The organism is Azospirillum sp. UFLA03-27 (assembly GCF_059803775.1).
This window is the reverse complement of sequence record NZ_JAUQTX010000010.1, coordinates 1-20,219: the sequence shown is the minus strand read 5'-3', so window position 1 is coordinate 20,219 and position 20,219 is coordinate 1. Positions and strand designations below refer to the sequence as shown.

The following is a 20,219-nucleotide window of genomic DNA, read 5'->3' as shown; positions in this document are numbered from 1 at the left end:
TCAGCCGTTCCTTGGAGTGAGGTTCGAGAAGGCGAGGGGGCGTTCCCCTCGCCTTTTTCATGTCCGCGTTTCAGCGGTTGGCGGCGAAGTGGCTGAACAGCGCCACGCTCGCCGCGACGGTGGCGTTGAGGGATTCCACGGCGCCCGTGGTCGGGATCGACAGGCGCTGGACGGGCAGGGTAGCGGGCACGCCCTGGCCTTCCTCGCCCAGGACGAGACGGACGTCGTGCGGCCAGCGGAAGGCCGCCATGTCGGTACCTCCCGCGTCCAGGGCAACCAGCGGCCCGACGGCCCTTTTCACATCCTCCCATCGGCCGCCGCGCAGCAGGGTCAGCTCGAACTGGGCGTTCGACGCGGCGCGCAGACATTTGGGGTGGTAGGGGTGCGCCGCTCCATCGAGCAGGATCACCCGCCGGGCGCCGAAGGCGGCGGCGCTGCGCAGCAGGGCGCCGAGGTTGTTGGGATCGCCGAGCGCGCAGATCAGCTCCAGCCCATGCGGCGGTTGCGACAGGTCGATCGACGGCGTGTCCGGCACCGTGCCGACGAGCAAGGGGAAGCCGGTGCCGGAGGCGTCCAGCGTGCGGAACAGGGCGGGAGCGAGTTGGACGATCTCCAGCTCAGCGGGAAGGCGCCAGCCCTCGGCCTGCGCCGGATCGGTGACGAGCAGGGTGGAAAAGCGGTCCGGCCAGCGGGCCAGCGCCTCCGGCACCGTCTTCAGCCCGGCCAGCAGGAACTTGCCCTGTTTTTTCAGGCCGCGGCTTTCCAGCAGCGACTCCCACAGCTTGAACTGCGGATTCTGCGGGCTTTCGATAAGGCGCGGCGGGCGGGTCATGCGGGGCAGGCTTTCCAGGGCGGGCGTTCGTCGTGATCGCGGACCTTACGGCGCGGGGCGCCGCGATGGGAAGGCCGATCCGTCGCCTCCCATTCTCCCGCCGTCGCGCGGCTGCTATCATCGCGGAACCACGGAAAGGCGATGCCCATCATGCTTGCGCTGCGGCCAAACTGCGAATGCTGCGACCGGGATCTGCCCCCGGACTCCCGCGATGCCTACATCTGCTCCTTCGAATGCACCTTCTGCGGCGATTGCCGGGATGAGGTGCTGAAGGGACATTGTCCGAACTGCGGGGGCGAACTGGTGCGGCGGCCCGTCCGCCCGGCGGCGAAGCTGGCCAACAACCCGGCGTCCACGCAACGGGTGCTCAAGGCCGGCGGCTGCGCCTCCGCCTTTTGAAAGGCGCTCACTCCAGGCGCCGGCCCAGGAACAGCAGCGGCCCCCGCTGGGTCGCCGTGGTGAAGCCGGCACGCTGGTAGAAAGCGACGTTCCGCGCGAAGACCCCGGTCACCAGATGCAGGCCGGGCAGGCCATCGGCGCGGCACTCCTCCGCGAAGCCGTCCACCAGCGCCCGCCCGACCCCACGATCCCGGAAGCCGGGCCGGACGTTGACGTGAAGATGGGCGGGAAAGGCGGCGAAGCGGTCGGAGAAGACTTCGTATTTCGGAATGATGCGGGCGAGGTCCACCGCTCCGGCGCTGTCCTTGCAGCCGGTCAGATAGCCGATGACGGTACCGTCATCGGCGAAGGCGAACCACACGTCGTCCGGCGCCCGCTCCACATACCAGCCCGTCCAGATGCGGAAAAAGGCCGCGCGCTCCTCCGCCGAGGCGAAGTCCTTGCGCAGCGTGGACAGGAAGAAGATCTCCTCCAGCGCGGCGAGGGCGGCCCCGCGGTCGGGCAGGGCGGACAGACGAACCAGCATCGACAACCAGACCTCAGCGGCGTTGCGCCAGCGTGAAGGAGGTGGTGCGCGGCGCCAGCATTGTGTAGCGGCCCTTGGCCTTCATCACGCCGGCGCCCTCGGCGGCCTCCGCCCCATGACCCCAGAACAGGTCGCCGCGCACCGCCCCCTTGATGGCACCACCGGTGTCCTGGGCGACGACGATGCGCTTGATCTCGCCCTGCGGCACCGGGGCCTCGCGCACGTCCAGCCACAGCGGCACGCCCAGCGGGACGTAGCCGGGGTCCACGGCGAGGCTGCGGCCCGCCGTCAGTTCCATGTTGCGCGCGCCGCGGGCGCCGACATCCGGGCGGAGCTGGAAGAAGACGTAGGATGGGTTCATGTTCATCACCCGCCGGGCCTCGCCGGGATGCTCGGTCAGCCAGCGGCGGATCAGCGGCATGGTCACCTGCTCCGGCGTGGCGTAGCCGATGTCGATCAGGTGCCGCCCGATAGGGACGTAGCGGTGGCCGTTCTGCCCGCCGTAACCCAGAGCCACCACCGATCCGTCGGTCATCCGCACCCGGCCCGACCCCTGGATTTCCAGGAAGAAGGCGTCGATGGGGTCGTCCACCCACAGGATCTCCAGCCCCTTGCCCTTCAGCGCGCCGTCGGTGATGCGGGCGCGGCTGGGCAGGCCACGCTTGGTCCGCTTGGGCGCCTTGTAGAGGGGAACGTTGTAGCGCTCGGTCCGGGTCCAGCTGCCGCGCAGCTCGACCTCGTAATAGCCCGTGAACAGCCCCTCCTGCCCCTCGGACAGGGCGACGGGGGTGAAGTGATCCTCGAAGAAGCGGCGGGCGGTTTCCGGCTGGGCGTCGGGCAGGCCGCGCAACGCCTCGCAGATCGGGCGCCAGTCCGACGTGGTGCCGGCGGCGGGGTTGGGACCGAGCGGCTTGCCGGCGGGCTGAGCCGCCACCCAGCGGCAGGTGCGTTGAAGGGCCGGCAATGCCTGCGCGTGGTCGTCGTCGATCCAGCCCGGCAGGCCGCGGAAGTCCGCGGAGACCTTCTCCATCCCCGGCCGCCAGGACGCCGCGGTGACGCCGCCGCCCGGTCCCGAACCGGTCGCCGCGTCGCCGGCACAGCCCGCCAGCAGGCCGAACGCAAGAAGGGTGGAGACGCGCGCCACCGCACGCGCCATGACACTGCCGACCGCAGCCGCCATCGCGGACCCCGCACCAAGATTCAAGGAAGACGATAAAGACGAGGGATGGCTGGACTTGCCGCGGCCAAGATGGCTCGAACAAGAACAACTACCCCTTTTTTGCCTCATTCGCAGGATTGCGGTCAACCGCTCTTCGCGCGGATGGTTTCAAGCCGGTCGTCTTGTCACAGGGCGTGCGCCTGGATCGGCGACTCGAAAGGCTGCCGCGCGTGCGCGGGGGATGACAAGCGCACCCCGCTCGGGTTATCGAGCAGGGAATCTATCCGAGGACCATCCCATGACCCCCGCCGCCCGCCTTCAGGCGGTCATCGACCTGCTGACCGAGATCGACGAAACCCCGCGCCCCGCCGACGCGGTGATGAGCGCTTATTTCCGCGCCCGCCGCTACATCGGGTCGAAAGACCGCACCGCGGTGGCGCAGACGGCCTACGCGATCCTGCGGCGGCACGCCCGCCTGTGCTGGTGGCTGGAGCGTCAGGGCCATCCGCCGACCCCGCGCGCCCGCGCGCTCGCCAACGAGATCCTGGCCGAGGGCAAGGCCGCGGCGACGGTCAAGGCGCTGTTCGGCGCCACCAAGTTCGCCCCGGCCCCGCTGGCGCCGGAGGAGGCGAAGCTCGCCAACGAGCTGGACACCCACACGCTGGAGCATCCGCAGATGCCGGAAAGCGTGGCCGTGGAGTGCCCGCCCTGGGCCGAGGAGCCGATGCGCGCCGCCATGGGCGACCGGTTCGCGGTGGAGATGCGGACTTTGCTGGACTCCGCGCCGCTCGACCTGCGCATCAACCCGGTGAAGGCCAACCGCGAGAGCGCGATCAAGGCGCTGGCCCGCGCCCACATCACCGCGGAGCCGACGCAGTGGTCGCCGCTGGGCCTGCGCGTCCAGGGCCGTCCGCCGCTGGGCACCGTGGACGCCTTCAAGGATGGTCTGGTCGAGATCCAGGACGAGGGATCGCAGCTCGTGGCGATCGCGGTGGCGCCGAAACCGGGGCAGCAGGTGGTCGATTTCTGCGCCGGGGCCGGCGGCAAGACGCTGGCCATCGCCGCGCTGATGAAGAACAAGGGCCGCGTCGTCGCCTGCGACGTGCTGGCCGGGCGCCTGAAGCGCGCCGCCGAGCGGTTCCGCCGCGCCGGGCTGCACAACATCGAGGCGCACCCGCTGTCCAGCGAGCGCGATCCCTGGGTGAAGCGGCACAAGCGCAAGTTCGACCGCGTGCTGGTCGACGCACCGTGCAGCGGCACCGGCACCTGGCGCCGCAACCCCGACAGCCGCTGGCGCCAGCTCGGCCCCGGCCTGGCGGAACTGGTGCCGCTCCAGGCGAACATCCTGGACAGCGCGGCCCGGCTGGTGAAGCCCGGCGGGCGGCTGATCTACGCCACCTGCTCCCTGCTGCCGGAGGAGAACGAGAAGCAGGTGGCCTCCTTCCTCGAGACCCACCCCGACTTCACCGTGCTGCCGGTCGCCGAGGTCTGGGCGGAGGAGGGGGCGGGCACCCCGCCGGCCGAAGGGCCGTACCTGCGCCTGACCCCGGCCCGCCACGACACCGACGGCTTCTTCGCCGCCGTGATGGTGCGCAAGGCGGAGGAGGACGCTGTGGCGGAGGTGGACCAGATGGCCGAGGCTGATCCGGCGCCTTCAGAGGTGTAACATCGGCGGGGGAGCCTTCCCCGGTGGGATGCGTCAGGCCGGCAGTGTGTCGCCGGTCTGCGCGTTTCCGGTTTGCGGCTTTCCCGCTCCAGCCTTCAGGGCTTCCAGCAGGCCGCTGGCAACCGTGTTCTGGCCTTCGTTGGCGTTTCCGGCAACCGCGCCCAGGACGCCGGTTCCGCCTTTCGACGCGCCCGACCCAAGCGCCGATTGGAGCATGCACAGCGCCGCCTGCGCGTTGCCAGGGTCGTTCGAGGCTGGCTTGCTGGTATCCGATGGCGGCGGGCTTTCGGCGGCGGGCTTTCGGCGGCCGGCTTGCTCGTGATGGCTGATGACACCGTGGCAATCTTGCTTTCCGCGGCGGGCGCCGATGTCGGAGCGGCGGATTTCGGCCCGTCGCCAGGAATGTCAACGGCTTCCGCAAATTTCTGGAACCCGCTGCCGAAGACGTTCCGGTCGAAACCGAGTTCCTGAAGCTTCTGTTCGGCGGCCTCGCCGTCCGCCGCGTACAGATCCGCGAAGCCCGCGTCCTCCCCCATGGAGGCCAGCGCGGATTTGAAGCCCTGCATGTTCTTCGTAAATCCGCTGGCGTCGCTGAGAATAGCCGTTTGGTCGGTCGGCTTTCCATAGGCGCCATGGGTCGCCGCGATCTCGCCCTTGAACGCGTCCTGGACCGGCTTCAAGCGTTGTCGTTCACAGTGCTTCTGAAATTTCTGCATGATTATAAAGATAAATTAATCATCATTTAGTAATAATTAGAGTAATAAGTATGCCTGAGTGTGCGATCTATTTTTATATTCTTTGTAATACGACTTATATTTTGCACGCGGTGGCATGAGATCGGAAGTCAGAGCGCTCGTGAGTTGACGGATCTTTGTTCTCGGGCCGGTATGAGTATTGTAAGGGAGTGGGCGTGTGGGAATCGTTTGTTCGGAATAGGACGTTGGAGTGCGGGCTGCCACTCATGCGGAGACACACGGACCGGCCTGCTGATTTCGTGCGGGTCCTAACGCGAGGTTTGCGGTTAGGGTGCGACCTTTCCCCGCATGTTGGAGCGCAATGATGTGGAACACGTCCCGCTGGCGGAGCACCGCCCTGTCCGCCCTTTTTCTGTTGGGGCTGGGCACCTCCGCCGAAGCGGCTGAGCCGGTCAAGGTCAAGGTGTTTGTCGGCGCCATGTTCGAGATCGGCAAGAACACCGGCGACCGCGCCGGCGAGTTCCAGAACTGGTACGAGCGCTACTGGCAGTCCGCCGAGCCGATCACCGTGAAGGGCGCGTTGAACCCCGTCTACTGCAACGCCGACGGCGTCTGCGGTGCGGTTCTCGGCATGGGCAAGGTCAGCTCCTCCGCATCCATGCAGGCCATCCTGCTGAACCCGCAGCTCGACCTGTCGCAGGCCTATTTCATCATCTCCGGCGTGGCCGGCACTCCGCCGTCGCGCGGCACAATCGCCGAGGTCAACTGGGCGACGTGGCTGGTGGATTACGATCTGGGCCACCGCTGGGCGCCGGAGGAGGGCAAACCGGGTGAGCCGACCTTCATGCCGCGCAAGGGCTACGAGTCCGTCCGCCTGTTCCAGCTGAACCCGACTCTGGTATCCTGGGCGATGAAGCTGACCGGCGACACGCCGCTGAAGGACTCCGACAGCGCCCGCGCCTACCGCCAGCGCTACCCGCAGGACGCCGCCCGGCGCGCGCCCTTCGTCGGCACCGGCACGCACATGACCGGCGACACCTTCTTCCACGGCCCCGGCATGTCCGAGCAGGCGCAGTACATCGCCAAGCTCTACGGCGCCGACGATTACGTCATCACCGAGATGGAGGCCGCGGCGATCACTCTGGTCATCAAGCGCACCCTCGGCTCGGACCGGGTGATGAGCCTGCGTGGCGCGGTCAACTTCGACCAGGGCAACCCCAAGGAGACCACGCTGGAGCATCTCGACCCGAAGCCGGGCGAGACCGCTGGCGGGTTTGCCGAGACGGTGGGGAACGTGGCGCTGGTCGGCTCGCGCATGACCGACCACATCGTTTCCCACTGGGACCAGTGGCAGGCGGGCGTTCCGGCCCTTCCGGCCCAGTAACCCGAAGGCCGGTGGCGCGGCGGCCTTCCACCGTCGCCCCGTCCCGGCCCTTTTGGCTGACTGGACATCCTCCGGCCCGGCTCCCAGTTTCCATTGGGGTGGGCAACGGGTCCGGAGATGTCCCATGGATGAAGCGCTGGTGATTCGCGACGCGCGCCCGTCGGACGCGGTGGGCATCGCCAAGGTCCATGTCGCCACGTGGCAATCCACCTATCCGGGCCTCGTCCCCGATGCCTATCTCGTCAACCTGTCGGAAGCCGCCGCGGCGATGCGCTGGCACAACGCCGTCCAGGCGCACGGGCCGGGGCAGGGCGCCCTGGTCGTGGTGGACGGTGCGGACTCGGTGGTGGGATTCGCCACCTACGGCGGGCGCCGCATTCCCGTGGAAGGGTACGAGGGGGAATTCTACGCCCTCTATCTGCTGGACGAGGCTCAGGGGCAGGGGTTGGGCCGTCGCCTGATGGCGACCATGGCGGAGCGGCTCCAGGAGGGCGGCAAGCGCACCGCCGTGGTCTGGTGTCTGCGCGACAACCCGGCGCGCTGGTTCTACGAGCGGTTGGGCGGTGTCCGGGTGGCGGAGCGGCCCATCCGCTTCGCCGGGGCGGAGCTGGTGGAGATCGCCTATGGCTGGCGCGACCTCGCCCCGCTTGCACGCTTGTCCGCGGGGCCTGAAATGCGGTAGTCAGGGGCTTGTCCCCCCGCATCAGGTTGTCGTCCATGTCCGCCGAGCGCGTTCTCATCCTCGATTTCGGGTCGCAGGTGACCCAGCTCATCGCCCGCCGCGTCCGTGAAGCCGGCGTTTACTGCGAGATCCATCCGTTCAGCATGAGCGAGGAGCGGATTCGCGACTACGCGCCGAAGGCGATCATCCTGTCGGGCAGCCCGGCTTCCGTCACCGAGGAGAACGGCCCCCGCGCGCCGGAGGTGGTCTTCACGCTGGGCGTTCCGGTCCTGGGCATCTGCTACGGCCAACAGACGATGTGCCACCAGCTCGGCGGCGCCGTGTCGGGCTCCGATCACCGCGAGTTCGGGCGCGCCTTCATCGAGGTGAAGCAGACCTGCGCGCTGTTCGACGGCCTCTGGGATGTGGGTTCGCGCGAGCAGGTGTGGATGAGCCACGGCGACCGCGTCACCGCCCTGCCGGACGGCTTCCAGGCCGTGGCGGTCAGCGACGGTGCGCCCTTCGCCGCCATCGCCGACGACGCCCGCCAGTTCTACGGCGTGCAGTTCCACCCGGAGGTCGTGCACACCCCGCACGGCGCGCAGCTCCTGGCGAACTTCGTGCACCGCGTCGCCGGGCTGAAGGGCGACTGGACCATGGCCGCCTTCAAACAGCAGGCCATCGAGAAGATCCGCGCCCAGGTCGGCAGCGGCAAGGTGATCTGCGGCCTGTCGGGCGGCGTCGATTCCTCGGTGGCCGCCGTGCTGATCCACGAGGCCATCGGCGACCAGCTCACCTGCATCTTCGTCGACACCGGCCTGATGCGCGCCGGCGAAGCGGAGGAGGTGGTGACGCTGTTCCGCGACCACTACAACATCCCGCTGGTCCACCGGAGCGCGTCCGATCTGTTCCTGGGCAAGCTGGCCGGCGTCACCGACCCGGAGCAGAAGCGGAAGATCATCGGCGGCCTGTTCATCGAGGTGTTCGACGAAGAGAGCGCCAAGGTCGGCGGCGCGCAGTTCCTGGCCCAGGGCACGCTGTACCCCGACGTGATCGAGAGCGTGTCCTTCACCGGCGGCCCCTCGGTCACCATCAAGTCGCACCACAACGTCGGCGGCCTGCCGGAGCGCATGAAGCTGAAGCTGGTCGAGCCGCTGCGCGAGCTGTTCAAGGACGAGGTCCGCGCGCTCGGCCGCGAACTCGGCCTGCCGGCGGCTTTCATCGGGCGTCACCCCTTCCCCGGTCCCGGCCTCGCCATCCGCATTCCCGGCGAGATCACCCCGGAGAAGCTGGACATCCTGCGCAAGGCCGACACGGTCTATCTGGAGGAGATCCGCAACGCCGGTCTCTACGACGCGATCTGGCAGGCCTTCGCGGTGCTGCTGCCGGTGCGCACCGTGGGCGTGATGGGCGACGGGCGGACCTACGACCATGTGCTGGCCCTGCGCGCGGTGACCTCCACCGACGGCATGACCGCCGACTGGTACCCGTTCCCGCACGACTTCCTGGCCCGCGTGTCGAACCGCATCGTCAACGAGGTGCGTGGCGTGAACCGGGTGGTCTACGACATCACGTCGAAGCCACCCGGCACCATCGAGTGGGAATGATCCGCGGCGGTTGCCGTCGATAAGGATTGAACACGGAAGGCCGTCAGGAGCAGCGAAGCTCCTGGCGGCTTTTTTTCATGCGCAATCGGTGCCTGGAATGGTCCGGTGGAAGGTGGTTCGCGCGCCCTTGTGAGAGCGATGCCGTGACAAACACAGACGGCTTAAAAAACAAAATAAATATGTAATTTTAGGCTTTGAAAATCTATTAAGTTAGTATATTTTATTTGACAGGACGACGCTGGATTGGTGTGATCGAGGCACAAATCAACCTTGGTGACGCCATCTCGGGAGGCTTCGATGACAGCGGGTGTGAAACGGGTCGGGTCCACCGCAAGACGGGCTTTTCTCGGCATGACCCTGGCGGCGGGCGTGGCCCTCCTTGCCTCCGGTGGCGCGCGGGCCGAGGCGACGGACCTGACCATCGCCATCCAGTACGGGCTGGGCTACCTGCCGCTGATGATCGCCAAGAACCAGGGGCTGATCGAAAAACACGCCGAGGAGCAGGGGATCGGGCCGCTCAAGGTCAACTGGCTGGTGTTGAACGGCGGGGTCGCCGCCAACGACGCGCTGCTGAGCGGCAACGCCCATATCGTCTCCGCCGGCATCGCGCCGCTGCTGACCGTCTGGGACAAGACGCGCGGCGGTATCGGCGTGAAGGCCATCTCGGGGCTGGACTCCTCGGCCTACTGGCTCAACAGCAACAACCCGAACGTCCGCAGCATCCGCAACCTGACCGACAAGGACCGCATCGCGGTGCCGGCGGTGAAGGTCTCCATCAATTCGGTCATTCTCCAGATCGCCGCGGAGAAGGAGTTCGGGCCGGGTCACCAGTATGACTTCGAGCCGCTGACCACGACGCTGAGCCCGCCGGACGCCACCGCGGCGCTGGTTTCCGGCAAGACGGAAATCACCGGCCACATCACCACCCCGACCTACGGGTCGCAGCAGCTCGCCCACCCGAACGTCCACCGCATCCTGAACTCGCGCGACGTGATCGGCGAAGCGACGCTGGTGCTGTCCTACGCCACGCAGAAATTCTACGACGAGAACCCGAAGCTCACCGCCGCCGTGGTGAAGGCGCTGGGTGACGGCTTCGCCCTGATCAAGCACGACAAGGCCGAGGCTGCCCGCATCTATCTGGCGGAGGAGCGCAGCAAGCTGACCCAGGACGAGGTGGTGGCGCTGCTCGACAACCCGGACATCAGCTATTCCCAGGTTCCGCACAACACCGGCGTGATCGCCGATTTCATGCACCGCGTCGGTTCGATCAAGACCAGGCCGACCTCATGGAAGGACTATACCTTCCCGATCTTGCATGGCGAAGCAGGGAGCTGACCTGACGCCGGTCTTTCACTTCCCGATCGCTCACCGTTTTCCCGTTCACCGTTTTCGCGTCATTCCTTACTTGATAATGGAGACATTCCGATGAGCCTTCCCAACGCGTTTGACATCAAGCCCATCAACGGCAACATCGGCGCCGAACTGCGCGGCGTCACCCTGTCCGGCGATCTGCACCCGGCGGTGCTGAAGGCGATCCAGGACGCCGTCCACGAGTACAAGGTGATCTTCGTCCGCGACCAGCACCACATTGACGATATCCAGCAGGAGGCGTTTGGGCGGCTGTGGGGCAGCCTGGTCGGCCATCCGACTGTCCCGTCGCTCGGCGGGACCGAAGGCATCCTGGACGTGGACGGCTCCCGCGGGGAGCGCGCCAGCTCCTGGCACGCCGACATCACCTTCCTCGGCGATTATCCCAGCATCACCATCCTGCGCCCGCATGAACTGCCGGACCGCGGCGGCGACACGCTGTGGGGCAACACGGTGGCGGCCTACGCCGAACTGCCGGAGCCGCTGCGTGAGTTGGCCGACAAGCTGCGGGCGATCCACACCAACCAGTACGATTACGTGGGCGACCGCGGAAACGTCCGCGAGGACGGGCTGAAGCGCTTCAACGAGGTCTTCACCTCCACCGTCTACGAGACGGAGCATCCGCTGGTCTCCGTGCATCCGGTCACCGGTGAGCGCACGCTGCTGGTCGGGCATTTCCTGCAACGGCTGGTCGGCTTCGGCACCTCCGATTCCAACCGGCTGATCGGTATCTTCACGGACCACGTCACCCGTCCGGAAAACACGGTGCGCTGGCACTGGTCGCCGGGCGACGTGGCGATCTGGGACAACCGCGCCACCATCCACCGCGCCGTCGACGATTACGGCGACCGTCCCCGCGTCGTCCGCCGCACGACGGTGGCCGGCGATGTGGTGGTCGGCGTCGATGGCCGTCCCAGCGTGACCCGCGTGCTTGGCCGCAAGCCAAGCCTCGCCGCCTGACGTCCTCCGGATGCGGCGCGGGGGTCCACGTCCCTCGTGCCGGTCCGAAGCGTCGCGGAGCCGGCAGGCTGGCGTGCCGGCTCCGCGATCTTCTTTTGTGCATAAATAACATATTTAATCTGTATTTAAATGCGATTTTCCCTGTTGAATCATTCGTGGAATCATGATGTCATTTTCCTACTAGAGATTAGGTAAAATTTATCGGAGGTTCGTATGGTCAACCCTGGACGTGTCATCCGCCACGCGCTCTGCGCCTTGGCCGGGCTGGGGCTTGCCGCCGCAGCGCTGGCCGGTCCGGCGGCGGCGGAAGGCCGGATACGGATCGCCGAACAGTATGGGCTGGGCTATCTGCCGCTGCATGTGCTGCGCCATCAGAAGCTGATCGAAAAGCACGGCAAGGAGCTGGGTCTCGACATCAATGTGGAGTGGGTGCAGCTCTCCGGAGGGGCCGCGATGAACGACGCGCTGCTGTCGGATTCCATCGATCTGGGGTCAGCGGGCGTCGGGCCGCTGCTGACCATCTGGGACCGCACCAAGGGCAACGCCAACGTCAAGGCCATCGCCGCCCTGAACAGCATGCCGCTGTTCCTGACCACCACCAACCAGACCGTCAAGACGCTCAAGGACTTCACCGACAAGGACAAGATCGCCCTGCCGGCGGTGAAGGTCGGCGTCCAGGCCCGCGTCCTCCAGATGGCCGTGGAGAAGGAGTTCGGAGAAGGCAAGTTCGACGCGCTCGACAAGCTGACCGTCTCGCTGCCGCACCCCGACGCCACCGCCGCCCTGCTGTCCGGTTCGTCGGAGATCACCGGCCACATCTCCGGCCCGCCGTTCCAGTACCAGCAGCTCCGCGACCCGAAGATCCACAAGGTCTTCAGCTCCTACGACGTGCTGGGCGGGCCGCACACCTTCAACCTGATCTGGGCGAAGGAAGCCTTCCGCGCCAAGAATCCGAAGACCTATCAGGCTTTCCTCGGCGCGCTGAAGGAGGCGATGGACGTCATCAACGCCGACCATTCCGCGGCGGCGGACATCTATCTGGCGCAAAACCGGGGCGACCTCGACAAGGCCTTCGTCGTCAGCATCCTCGACGACCCGGACAACCAGTTCACCGTCTCCCCCGCCCGCGTCGGGGCTTTCGCCGACTTCATGCACAAGGTCGGCGCCATGAAGAACAAGCCGGCCTCCTGGAAGGACCTGTTCTTCGAAGACCTGCACGGCGAAACCGGGAGCTGAGCCGATGAACGCCTTCACCTATCCCGCCAGCGTGGACACCGACAGCGTGGGCAGCGCCGGCGTGTCCGAACGCCCGCTGCTGGACGTGTCCGGTGTGACGCTCCAGTACAAGACGCGCCGCCATCTGGTGACCGCGACCTACCGCGTCGATTTCCAGGTGTTCCAGGCGGAACGCTATGTCCTGCTGGGGCCGTCCGGTTGTGGCAAGTCCTCGCTGCTGAAGGCGGTGGGCGGCTTCCTGGCGCCGGTGGAGGGGGCCATTCGTCTGAACGGGCGCGCGGTGACCGGGCCGGGGCCGGACCGCATGATGGTGTTCCAGGAGTTCGATCAGCTTCCGCCCTGGAAGACGGTGAAGCAGAACGTCATGTTCCCGCTGCTCGCCAGCGGCAAGGCGTCGCGCCGGGAGGCCGAGGAGAAGGCGCTGGACTGCATCGCACGGGTGAACCTGTCCAAGTTCGCCGACGTGCATCCGCACATGCTGTCGGGCGGGATGAAACAGCGCGTCGCCATCGCCCGCGCCATGGCGATGGAGCCGGACATCCTGCTGATGGACGAGCCCTTCGCGGCGCTGGACGCGCTGACCCGCCGCAAGATGCAGGAGGAACTGCTCCAGCTCTGGGACGATCTGCGCTTCACCGTGCTGTTCGTCACCCATTCCATCGAGGAGGCGCTGGTCGTCGGCTCGCGCATCCTGGTGCTGTCGCCGCATCCCGGGCAGGTGAAGGCTGAGCTGAACTGCGACCGCTACGATCACTTCGCGGTCGGCAGCCCGGCGTTCCAGGACACCGCCCAGCGCATCCACACCATGCTGTTCGCCGACGAGGTGGAAACGGTGAAGGGGCTGCCGTCATGACCGGCCTGTCCCTGGCGCCGCAAGGCCGCCGTGTGCCGCCCGTCCGCCCGGAGTATGAACGGACGGTCGCCACCACCGGCCCGATCGGTGACGTCGCCCGACCGCTGTCCCTGTGGGAGCGGATCGGCAACATCACCGCGCTCCGCCGCTTCGCCGTTCTGGCCGCGGTGGCGCTGCTCTGGCAGATCGCCGCGACGTGGCAGAACAACCCGCTGATGTTTCCCACCTTCACCGCCACCGTCGCGGCGCTGTGGGAGGCGATCTGGCGGGAGAACCTGCTGTCGATGGCCTGGGTGTCGCTGTCGGTTCTTCTGAAGGGCTACGCCATCGCCGTGGTGCTGGCCATTCTGCTGACCAGCTTCGCGGTGTCCACGCGCATCGGCAACGACGTGCTGTCCACGCTGACCTCCATGTTCAACCCCTTGCCGGCCATCGCGCTGCTGCCCATCGCCATGCTGTGGTTCGGGCTGGGGGCGGTCAGCCTGACCTTCGTTCTCGTCCACGCCGTTCTGTGGCCTCTGGCGCTGAACACGCACGCCGGCTTCACCTCGGTGTCGGAAACGCTGCGCATGGCCGGACGGAATTACGGGCTGAGCGGCATCCGCTACGTCGTCACCATGCTGATTCCGGCGGCCTTTCCGGCCATCCTGACCGGGTTGAAGGTCGGCTGGGCCTTCGCCTGGCGCACGCTGATCGCGGCGGAGTTGGTGTTCGGCGTCTCGTCGGGCAAGGGCGGGCTGGGCTGGTTCATCTTCCAAAACCGCAACGAGCTGTACATCGACAAGGTGTTCGCCGGCCTCGTCACCGTCATCCTGATCGGCCTCGTCGTCGAGAACGTCGTCTTCCGCTGGATCGAGACCCACACCGTCCGCAAGTGGGGAATGGTCCGATAAGCCCTCGCTCCTCTGGGAAGAGGGGATTGACGTGAGCCTTCAGCAAGGAAATCCATCCGTGCCTTTCGACAGCAACCTGACCACCGAGCGCCCGACCTTCGTCACGCATCTGGAATGCGCCTACACCGGCGAGCGGTACGAGGCCGACACCGTCCACAACCTGTCCAAGGCCGGAAAGCCGCTGCTCGTCCGCTACGACCTGGAGGGGGTGCGCGGTGCGCTGACCAAGGACGCGTTGGCCGAACGCCCGCAGGATTTGTGGCGCTATCGCGAACTGCTGCCGGTGCGCCGGGTGCAGGACATCGTCAGCCTGGGCGAGGCGGTGACCCCGCTGGTCGCGCTGCCCAAGCTCGCCGCCAAGCTGGGCGCTGCCGAGCTGCTGGTGAAGGACGAAGGGCGGCTGCCCACCGGCTCCTTCAAGGCGCGCGGGCTGGTCATGGCGGTGTCCATGGCGAAGGCTTTCGGAATCAAGCACATGGCCATGCCGACCAACGGCAACGCCGGCGCGGCGCTGGCCGCCTACGCGACGCGGGCGGGCATCAAGACGACGATCTTCTGCCCAGAGGACACGCCGGAGGTCAACGTCTCGGAGATCGAACTCCAGGGCGCCACGGTCTACCGCGTCAACGGGCTGATCGACGACTGCGGCAAGATCGTGGGGGAGGGCAAGGCCAAGGCCGGCTGGTTCGACGTCTCCACCCTGAAGGAGCCCTACCGGATCGAAGGCAAGAAGGCCATGGGTCTGGAACTGGCCGAGCAGCTCGGCTGGGAGGTGCCGGACGTCATCTTCTACCCGACCGGCGGCGGCACCGGGCTGATTGGCATGTGGAAGGCCTTCGCCGAGCTGGAGGCCATCGGCTTCATCGGGTCCAAGCGCCCGCGCATGGTCGCGGTGCAGGCCGCCGGCTGCGCCCCGATGGTCCGCGCCTACGAGGCCGGGGAGGAGCACGCCCCGCGCTGGCCGGACGCGCACACCATCGCGTCCGGCATCCGCGTGCCGCAGGCGGTCGGCGACTTTCTGATTCTGCGCGCCGTGCGGGAGAGCGGCGGCTTCGCCGTCGCCGTGCCGGACGAGGCCATCCAGGCGGCCCTTGACGAGGCGGCGCGGGAGGAGGGATTCCTGCTGTGCCCGGAGGGCGCCGCCACCTACGCCGCCTACAAGCAGGCGCTGGCCGATGGGCGGGTGGGCCGCGACGAGCGCGCCGTGCTGTTCAACTGCGCGACCGGGCTGAAGTACCCGCTGCCGCCCGTCCACCGGACGCTCGACCGCCACCTGCCCATCGACTATTCGGTGTTCTGAGGATGGGCGAACCCTACGCCGCGGACCGTCTGGTGGCCCTTCTGGAAGCCATCCTGCAACGGTCCGGCAGCAGCCCGGAGGAGGCGGCCATCGTCGCCGCCAACCTCGTGGACTCCGACGCCACCGGCCACGCCAGCCACGGCGTGTGCCAGATCGCCGTCTACGCGAAGAGCCTGGGGCTGGGCCACCTGCAACCCAACCGGCACGCCCGCGTCGTCCGCGACGAGGCGCCGTTCCTGGTGGTGGACGGGGAGGTTGGCTATGGGCAGGTGATCGCGCGGGAGGCGACGGACCTCGCCATCGCGCGGGCCAAGGCCGGTGGGGCCTGCGTGCTCGCCCTGCGCAACGCCCACCACATCGGGCGGGTCGGCTCCTACGGTGAGCAGTGCATCGCGGCCGGCTTGATCGGCGTCTTCTTCGTCAACGTGGTCAGCCGGCCTCTGGCCGCACCCCATGGCGGCGGGCGGCCGCGGCTGGGCACCAACCCGATCTGCATCGCCGTTCCCGCCACGCCGGGCCATTCACCCTTCCTGCTGGATTTCGCGACCAGCGCGGTGGCGGCCAACAAATGCCGTGTCGCTGCCGCCTCCGGGAAGGAGGTCGCCGACGGCCTGCTGATCGACGAACGGGGCGCGCCGACGCGCGACCCCGGCGTGATGTTCCGCGATCCGACCGGCGCCATCCTGCCCTTTGGCGGGCATAAGGGTTACGGGCTGGCGCTCGCCTGCGAGATCCTCGCCGGGGCGCTGGCCGGCGGGCTGCCGGCCCTGCCGGAGAACCTGCGTCCGGGCCGGGTGGTGAACAACGCGCTGGCCTTCCTGATCGACCCGGCGCGGGTGTCCGGTGCGGAGGACGGCGGCTGGCAGGCGTTGACCGACGCGGTGCTGGACCACATCCAGGACACCCCGCCAGTGCCGGGCGGTGACGGCGTGCTGGTGCCCGGCGGGCCGGAGCGGCGGAGCCGGGTGTTGGCCGCCGAACACGGCATCACGCTCGACCCCGACACCGTGCGCGCCCTGCACGGGATCGGGGGCGCGCTCGGCCTCGACGTTCCGGCCTTCCTGGGGGCCTGACCGGGTGGGGTCAGGGCAGGATGCGGTTGCGCAGAACCCCGTCCTCCAGGAACAGGCGGGCGGTCTCGGCGGCGTTGCGGCGCATCTCGATCGCCGCCTCGTCGGAATGGAACGCGTTGTGCGGCGTGACCACGAGACGGCCTTCCAGCCAGGACTCCCGTCGGCGCCACGCGTCCAGCAGCGGGTGAGGGGCGGGCGGTTCGGTCGGCAGCACGTCGGTCCCCACCGCGGCGACCTGGCCGCTGCGCAGCGCCGCCTCCAGCGGGTCCAGCCCGGCGAACATCTCGCCGCGCGCCGTGTTCACCAGCAGGGCGCCGGGCTTCAGCTTCGCCAGGAAGTCCGCGTCGATCAGGCCGCGGGTCTCCGGCGTCAGCGGGCAGTGGAAGGTCACGATGTCGGATTCGGCCAGCAACTCGTCGAGCCGGCGGACGCGGCGGTAGCCGACCGCCTTCTCGTGCCCGGCCGGCTGCTGCGGATCGTAGCCGAGGATGCGGTAGCCGAAGGGCTTCAGCCGGTTCACCACCGCCGTGCCGATCCGCCCCACGCCAACGACGCCGACCGTCGCCGCGCTGGACCGCCGCAGCGGGGTCAGGGTGTTGGCCTGCCACGTCGTGCTGTAGCCGCGGGCGCGGGCGTCATGCTCCCACAGGCGGCGCTGCAGGGAGAGCAGCAGGGAGACGGCGTGGTCGGCCACCTCCTCCGTCCCATAGTCCGGGTTGTTGCAGAAGGGAATGCCCGCGGCCTCCAGCGCCGCCACGTCGACCTTGTCGTAGCCGACACCGAACCGCACGACGACGCGGCAGCGCGGCAGCTTGGCCACCGTCGCCGGGCCGATGCGGGTGCTCCACACCAGCAGCACGTCCAGCCGGGCCAGACGCTCCGGGTCCAGATCCTCCTCGCGGCGGGTGTCGAGGAAATCCACCTCGGCACAGCCGTCGAGAACCGCCGCCTCCAGGTCCGGCGGAGGGATCATGTGGTCGGTGATTCCGACGACGAAGGGTGCACGCTTGCCCATGGTCATTCTGCGGTCCGGGTCCTGATGGTCAAGGGAAATCAACAAATTTTATAAGTTGTTTTTGACGCGTGGCATATGAAAGCACATACGATACGGCAAAAGCCAACTTGTTAAATAGGGATTCATGGTGCTCTAATGATGTCAATTCGGGGGCGCCCCGCGGGGTGCTGGACACAGGGAGAGGAACGACGAGCATGCCGTCCCACGACACCGCGCACAGCATCGCCATCGTCGGCGCCGGCTTCACCGGCAGTATCCTGGCGGCCCACCTTCTGCGCAAGGCGGAGGAGCCGACGCGCATCCATCTGATCGAGCGTGCCGGCACGCTGGGCACCGGGCTGGCCTATTCCACCGACAGCGCGGCGCATCTGTTGAACGTGCGCGCCTACAACATGAGCGCCTATCCCGACGACCCGCGCCACTTCCTACGCTGGCTGTGGGCGAAGGACCTCGGTGGCGACGTGCCGCCGAGCGGCCATGCCTTTGTGTCGCGCCGGCTCTACGGCGCGTACATCCAGGACGTGCTGCGCGAGGCCCAGGCGGAGGCTCCCGCCCATGTGACGCTCGACACGGTGCAGGCGGAAGCGGTGGATGCGGCGCTGGACGGCGTCGCCGGCAGCGGCGTGCGTCTGCGGCTCGCCAACGGGGACAGCCTCGCGGTGGACCGGGCGGTGCTCTGCGTCGGGCATTTTCCCCCTTCGCCGCCGCGCATCGCGGCGCCGGAGGTCTTCGCGTCGGAGCGCTTCATCGGCGATCCCTGGAACCGCGAGGCCGTCGCCGCCATCGATCCGGACGCGCCGGTGCTGATCCTCGGCACCGGGCTGACGATGGTCGACGTCGTGCTGTCCCTGGAGAACCAGGGCCACCGCGGTCCGATCCTGGCGCTGTCTCGCCGCGGGCTGCTGCCCACCACCCATCTGGAGACGCGTCCCTTCAAGAGCTTCGTCCATCCCCAGACGATGCCCGGCACGGTGCTGGACGTGCTGATCGCCCTTAAGGCCGACGTCCGCCGCGCGCGGGAGGAGGGGCTGGACTGGCGTGCCGCCTTCGACTCCCTGCGGCCCTTCCACCCGCTGATCTGGAAGCATCTGCCGCTGGAGGAGCGGCAGCGCTTCCTGCGTCACGCCCGGCCTTACTGGGAGGTGCACCGCCACCGCATGGCGCCGGAGGTGGCCGCACGCATTGATGGCCTGCGCGAGAGCGGGCAACTGACCGTCCGCGCCGGGCGCCTTCAGGCTCTGGCCTTGACCCCCGAGGGGGTGGAGGCGACGGTCCGCGCGCGGGGCGCCGAAGACGCGCTCTGGACACGCACGGTGGGCACCATCGTCAACGCGACCGGCACCGAGTGCGACTTCGGGCGCATCCGCCATCCGCTGATGCGCGCCTTGCTTCAGCAGGGGCTGGCCCGCCCCGACCCCTTGCGCCTCGGCCTCGACGTCACCGAGGAGGGGGCATTGATCGGCGAGGGTGGGGCGGTGTCCGACCGCCTCTTCGCGCTCGGCCCGGTCAGCCGTGCACCATTCTGGGAGATGACCGCGGTGCCGGAACTGCGCAGCCAATGCGCCGACGCCGCGTTGGCCCTCGTCCGCTGGAATGTGAGGAAACGCCTTTCCGCGTAAGAACATTTCAAGCGTGTAATTAAAGATCAAATAAACCTATTTACATAGTAGATTTAAAGTGTTTATCATGGTGCCCAGTGTTGATTTCCGCCCGGCAGTCGGAGGCTTTCCCGATTGCCGGCACCGCTCCCGGTCCGCGCGGCTGTCCGCCGTCGCTTCGGTTGAGAAGGAGGATGTCATGCCGGACACCATCTTGCGGCCCACAACCGTGCAGCCCACGACGGCACGCCTGGACCCTCAGGTCATCGCGATGAACGAGGCGGCCGCCCGTCTCGGCGCCGCTCCCGCCGATCCCTTGAGTCTTCCTCTCGCCGAAGCCCGTGCGGCGGCGGAGCGTTATCACGCCTTTCTGAACGGTCCCGCGCCGCTTGCCGTCGATGTGACGGAGGTGGCCGCGGCCGGTCCCGCCGGCCCTTTGGCGTTGCGCCTCTACCGCCCGGCGGATCGTGGTGCCGCGAGGTTGCCCGTCCTGGTCTATTTCCACGGCGGTGGCTTCGTCGTGAACAGCGTGGACACCCATGACCGGCTGCTGAGGCTGCTCGCCCTGCACAGCGGCGCCGTGGTCTGCGCGGTGCGCTACAGTCTGGCGCCGGAGCGCTGCTTCCCGCACCAGCATGAGGAGGCGCTGGCGGCCCTGCGTTGGGTTGCCGCCGTTGGGGCGGAGCATGGGATCGACGCGGCCCGGATCGCGGTTGGCGGCGACTCCGCCGGAGCCAACCTCGCGCTTGGCCTCGCCCTCGCCGCCCGTGCGCCGGGGGAGCCTCAGGTGTCCTTCGGGCTCCTGTTCTACGGCATGTTCGCGCATGACTTCGACACCGTGTCGCACCGTCGGTTCGGCGATGGGCGGTACGGCCTGACGACGGCGCGGATGCGCTGGTACTGGCGTCAGTATCTCGGCGGCGCGGCCACCCCCGACGATCCCCTGTCTCTTATACACATCTCCGAGCCCACGAGACTATAACAGCTATCGCGT

Annotated in this window: 19 protein-coding genes; 14 read left to right on the top strand and 5 right to left on the bottom strand. The window is 67.9% G+C overall.

Annotation, left to right across the window (positions count from 1 at the left end; all coding sequences use genetic code 11):
• Nucleotides 1-70: 70 nt before the first annotated feature.
• Nucleotides 71-832, bottom strand: a complete 762-nt coding sequence (locus Q4I23_RS02880; protein ID WP_498525248.1) for a TrmH family RNA methyltransferase — start codon at nucleotides 830-832, stop codon at nucleotides 71-73.
• Nucleotides 833-973: 141 nt separating this feature from the next.
• Between Q4I23_RS02880 and Q4I23_RS02875 the strand changes: the two genes are divergently transcribed.
• A complete protein-coding gene (locus Q4I23_RS02875) occupies nucleotides 974-1,231 on the top strand; it encodes a DUF1272 domain-containing protein (RefSeq protein ID WP_498525247.1) in 258 nt (85 codons plus the stop codon).
• A 7-nt stretch (nucleotides 1,232-1,238) separates the two neighbouring features.
• Here Q4I23_RS02875 and Q4I23_RS02870 read toward each other — a convergent pair whose 3' ends face one another.
• Nucleotides 1,239-1,757 carry a GNAT family N-acetyltransferase gene (locus tag Q4I23_RS02870; RefSeq protein WP_498525246.1) on the bottom strand — a complete coding sequence of 173 codons (519 nt, stop codon included), beginning with the start codon at nucleotides 1,755-1,757 and terminating at the stop codon, nucleotides 1,239-1,241.
• A 13-nt stretch (nucleotides 1,758-1,770) separates the two neighbouring features.
• On the bottom strand, nucleotides 1,771-2,937 hold the full coding sequence (gene mltA, locus Q4I23_RS02865) for a murein transglycosylase A (RefSeq protein ID WP_498525245.1): 1,167 nt from the start codon (nucleotides 2,935-2,937) through the stop codon (nucleotides 1,771-1,773).
• A gap of 277 nt (nucleotides 2,938-3,214) precedes the next feature.
• Here mltA and Q4I23_RS02860 point away from each other — a divergent pair, with 277 nt between their 5' ends.
• A complete protein-coding gene (locus Q4I23_RS02860; RefSeq protein WP_498525244.1) occupies nucleotides 3,215-4,582 on the top strand; it encodes an RsmB/NOP family class I SAM-dependent RNA methyltransferase in 1,368 nt (455 codons plus the stop codon).
• Nucleotides 4,583-4,677: 95 nt separating this feature from the next.
• Here Q4I23_RS02860 and Q4I23_RS02855 read toward each other — a convergent pair whose 3' ends face one another.
• Nucleotides 4,678-5,262 carry a hypothetical protein gene (locus Q4I23_RS02855; RefSeq protein WP_498525243.1) on the bottom strand — a complete coding sequence of 195 codons (585 nt, stop codon included), beginning with the start codon at nucleotides 5,260-5,262 and terminating at the stop codon, nucleotides 4,678-4,680.
• 379 nt (nucleotides 5,263-5,641) lie between these two features.
• On the opposite strand from Q4I23_RS02855, the gene Q4I23_RS02850 reads away from it, so the two are divergent.
• From Q4I23_RS02850 to Q4I23_RS02805, 10 genes are all read left to right on the top strand, one after another.
• Nucleotides 5,642-6,661, top strand: coding sequence for a purine-nucleoside phosphorylase (locus Q4I23_RS02850; RefSeq protein WP_498525242.1), 1,020 nt, complete (start codon nucleotides 5,642-5,644; stop codon nucleotides 6,659-6,661).
• A 124-nt stretch (nucleotides 6,662-6,785) separates the two neighbouring features.
• On the top strand, nucleotides 6,786-7,343 hold the full coding sequence (locus tag Q4I23_RS02845; protein WP_454017745.1) for a GNAT family N-acetyltransferase: 558 nt from the start codon (nucleotides 6,786-6,788) through the stop codon (nucleotides 7,341-7,343).
• A 35-nt stretch (nucleotides 7,344-7,378) separates the two neighbouring features.
• Complete coding sequence (gene guaA, locus Q4I23_RS02840) at nucleotides 7,379-8,929, top strand: glutamine-hydrolyzing GMP synthase (RefSeq protein ID WP_498525241.1); 1,551 nt, start codon at nucleotides 7,379-7,381, stop codon at nucleotides 8,927-8,929.
• A 351-nt stretch (nucleotides 8,930-9,280) separates the two neighbouring features.
• Entirely contained in the window at nucleotides 9,281-10,264 is a 984-nt protein-coding gene (locus tag Q4I23_RS02835; protein WP_498525240.1) for an ABC transporter substrate-binding protein, read from the top strand.
• A gap of 90 nt (nucleotides 10,265-10,354) precedes the next feature.
• Nucleotides 10,355-11,257 carry a TauD/TfdA dioxygenase family protein gene (locus tag Q4I23_RS02830; protein ID WP_498525239.1) on the top strand — a complete coding sequence of 301 codons (903 nt, stop codon included), beginning with the start codon at nucleotides 10,355-10,357 and terminating at the stop codon, nucleotides 11,255-11,257.
• Nucleotides 11,258-11,470: 213 nt separating this feature from the next.
• A complete protein-coding gene (locus tag Q4I23_RS02825; RefSeq protein ID WP_454017749.1) occupies nucleotides 11,471-12,493 on the top strand; it encodes an ABC transporter substrate-binding protein in 1,023 nt (340 codons plus the stop codon).
• Between the two features lie 4 nt (nucleotides 12,494-12,497).
• Entirely contained in the window at nucleotides 12,498-13,346 is an 849-nt protein-coding gene (locus tag Q4I23_RS02820) for an ABC transporter ATP-binding protein (RefSeq protein WP_498525238.1), read from the top strand.
• Complete coding sequence (locus tag Q4I23_RS02815) at nucleotides 13,343-14,239, top strand: ABC transporter permease (protein ID WP_454017751.1); 897 nt, start codon at nucleotides 13,343-13,345, stop codon at nucleotides 14,237-14,239. The genes Q4I23_RS02820 and Q4I23_RS02815 overlap by 4 nt, the downstream gene beginning before the upstream one ends.
• 58 nt (nucleotides 14,240-14,297) lie before the next feature.
• Nucleotides 14,298-15,539 carry a threonine synthase gene (locus Q4I23_RS02810; RefSeq protein WP_498525237.1) on the top strand — a complete coding sequence of 414 codons (1,242 nt, stop codon included), beginning with the start codon at nucleotides 14,298-14,300 and terminating at the stop codon, nucleotides 15,537-15,539.
• 2 nt (nucleotides 15,540-15,541) lie between these two features.
• Nucleotides 15,542-16,612 (top strand): malate/lactate/ureidoglycolate dehydrogenase, encoded by a 1,071-nt coding sequence (locus tag Q4I23_RS02805; protein ID WP_498525236.1) that lies wholly within the window; start codon nucleotides 15,542-15,544, stop codon nucleotides 16,610-16,612.
• Between the two features lie 10 nt (nucleotides 16,613-16,622).
• Here Q4I23_RS02805 and Q4I23_RS02800 read toward each other — a convergent pair whose 3' ends face one another.
• Nucleotides 16,623-17,627 carry a C-terminal binding protein gene (locus tag Q4I23_RS02800; RefSeq protein ID WP_498525235.1) on the bottom strand — a complete coding sequence of 335 codons (1,005 nt, stop codon included), beginning with the start codon at nucleotides 17,625-17,627 and terminating at the stop codon, nucleotides 16,623-16,625.
• Between the two features lie 194 nt (nucleotides 17,628-17,821).
• Here Q4I23_RS02800 and Q4I23_RS02795 point away from each other — a divergent pair, with 194 nt between their 5' ends.
• Entirely contained in the window at nucleotides 17,822-19,246 is a 1,425-nt protein-coding gene (locus tag Q4I23_RS02795) for an FAD/NAD(P)-binding protein (protein WP_498525234.1), read from the top strand.
• Between the two features lie 178 nt (nucleotides 19,247-19,424).
• Complete coding sequence (locus Q4I23_RS02790; protein ID WP_498525233.1) at nucleotides 19,425-20,207, top strand: alpha/beta hydrolase fold domain-containing protein; 783 nt, start codon at nucleotides 19,425-19,427, stop codon at nucleotides 20,205-20,207.
• Nucleotides 20,208-20,219 lie beyond the last annotated feature (12 nt).

Bases quoted from the DNA above. Each gene is read 5' to 3' on its own strand.
- Q4I23_RS02820 (WP_498525238.1), top strand. From the start codon at position 12,498: ATGAACGCCTTCACCTATCCCGCCAGCGTGGACACCGACAGCGTGGGC.
- Q4I23_RS02835 (WP_498525240.1), top strand. From the start codon at position 9,281: ATGACCCTGGCGGCGGGCGTGGCCCTCCTTGCCTCCGGTGGCGCGCGG.
- Q4I23_RS02845 (WP_454017745.1), top strand. From the start codon at position 6,786: ATGGATGAAGCGCTGGTGATTCGCGACGCGCGCCCGTCGGACGCGGTG.
- Q4I23_RS02850 (WP_498525242.1), top strand. From the start codon at position 5,642: ATGTGGAACACGTCCCGCTGGCGGAGCACCGCCCTGTCCGCCCTTTTT.
- Q4I23_RS02870 (WP_498525246.1), bottom strand. From the start codon at position 1,757: ATGCTGGTTCGTCTGTCCGCCCTGCCCGACCGCGGGGCCGCCCTCGCC.
- Q4I23_RS02795 (WP_498525234.1), top strand. From the start codon at position 17,822: ATGCCGTCCCACGACACCGCGCACAGCATCGCCATCGTCGGCGCCGGC.
- mltA (WP_498525245.1), bottom strand. From the start codon at position 2,937: ATGGCGGCTGCGGTCGGCAGTGTCATGGCGCGTGCGGTGGCGCGCGTC.
- Q4I23_RS02880 (WP_498525248.1), bottom strand. From the start codon at position 832: ATGACCCGCCCGCCGCGCCTTATCGAAAGCCCGCAGAATCCGCAGTTC.
- Q4I23_RS02830 (WP_498525239.1), top strand. From the start codon at position 10,355: ATGAGCCTTCCCAACGCGTTTGACATCAAGCCCATCAACGGCAACATC.
- Q4I23_RS02860 (WP_498525244.1), top strand. From the start codon at position 3,215: ATGACCCCCGCCGCCCGCCTTCAGGCGGTCATCGACCTGCTGACCGAG.
- guaA (WP_498525241.1), top strand. From the start codon at position 7,379: ATGTCCGCCGAGCGCGTTCTCATCCTCGATTTCGGGTCGCAGGTGACC.
- Q4I23_RS02800 (WP_498525235.1), bottom strand. From the start codon at position 17,627: ATGGGCAAGCGTGCACCCTTCGTCGTCGGAATCACCGACCACATGATC.
- Q4I23_RS02825 (WP_454017749.1), top strand. From the start codon at position 11,471: ATGGTCAACCCTGGACGTGTCATCCGCCACGCGCTCTGCGCCTTGGCC.
- Q4I23_RS02815 (WP_454017751.1), top strand. From the start codon at position 13,343: ATGACCGGCCTGTCCCTGGCGCCGCAAGGCCGCCGTGTGCCGCCCGTC.
- Q4I23_RS02875 (WP_498525247.1), top strand. From the start codon at position 974: ATGCCCATCATGCTTGCGCTGCGGCCAAACTGCGAATGCTGCGACCGG.
- Q4I23_RS02805 (WP_498525236.1), top strand. From the start codon at position 15,542: ATGGGCGAACCCTACGCCGCGGACCGTCTGGTGGCCCTTCTGGAAGCC.
- Q4I23_RS02790 (WP_498525233.1), top strand. From the start codon at position 19,425: ATGCCGGACACCATCTTGCGGCCCACAACCGTGCAGCCCACGACGGCA.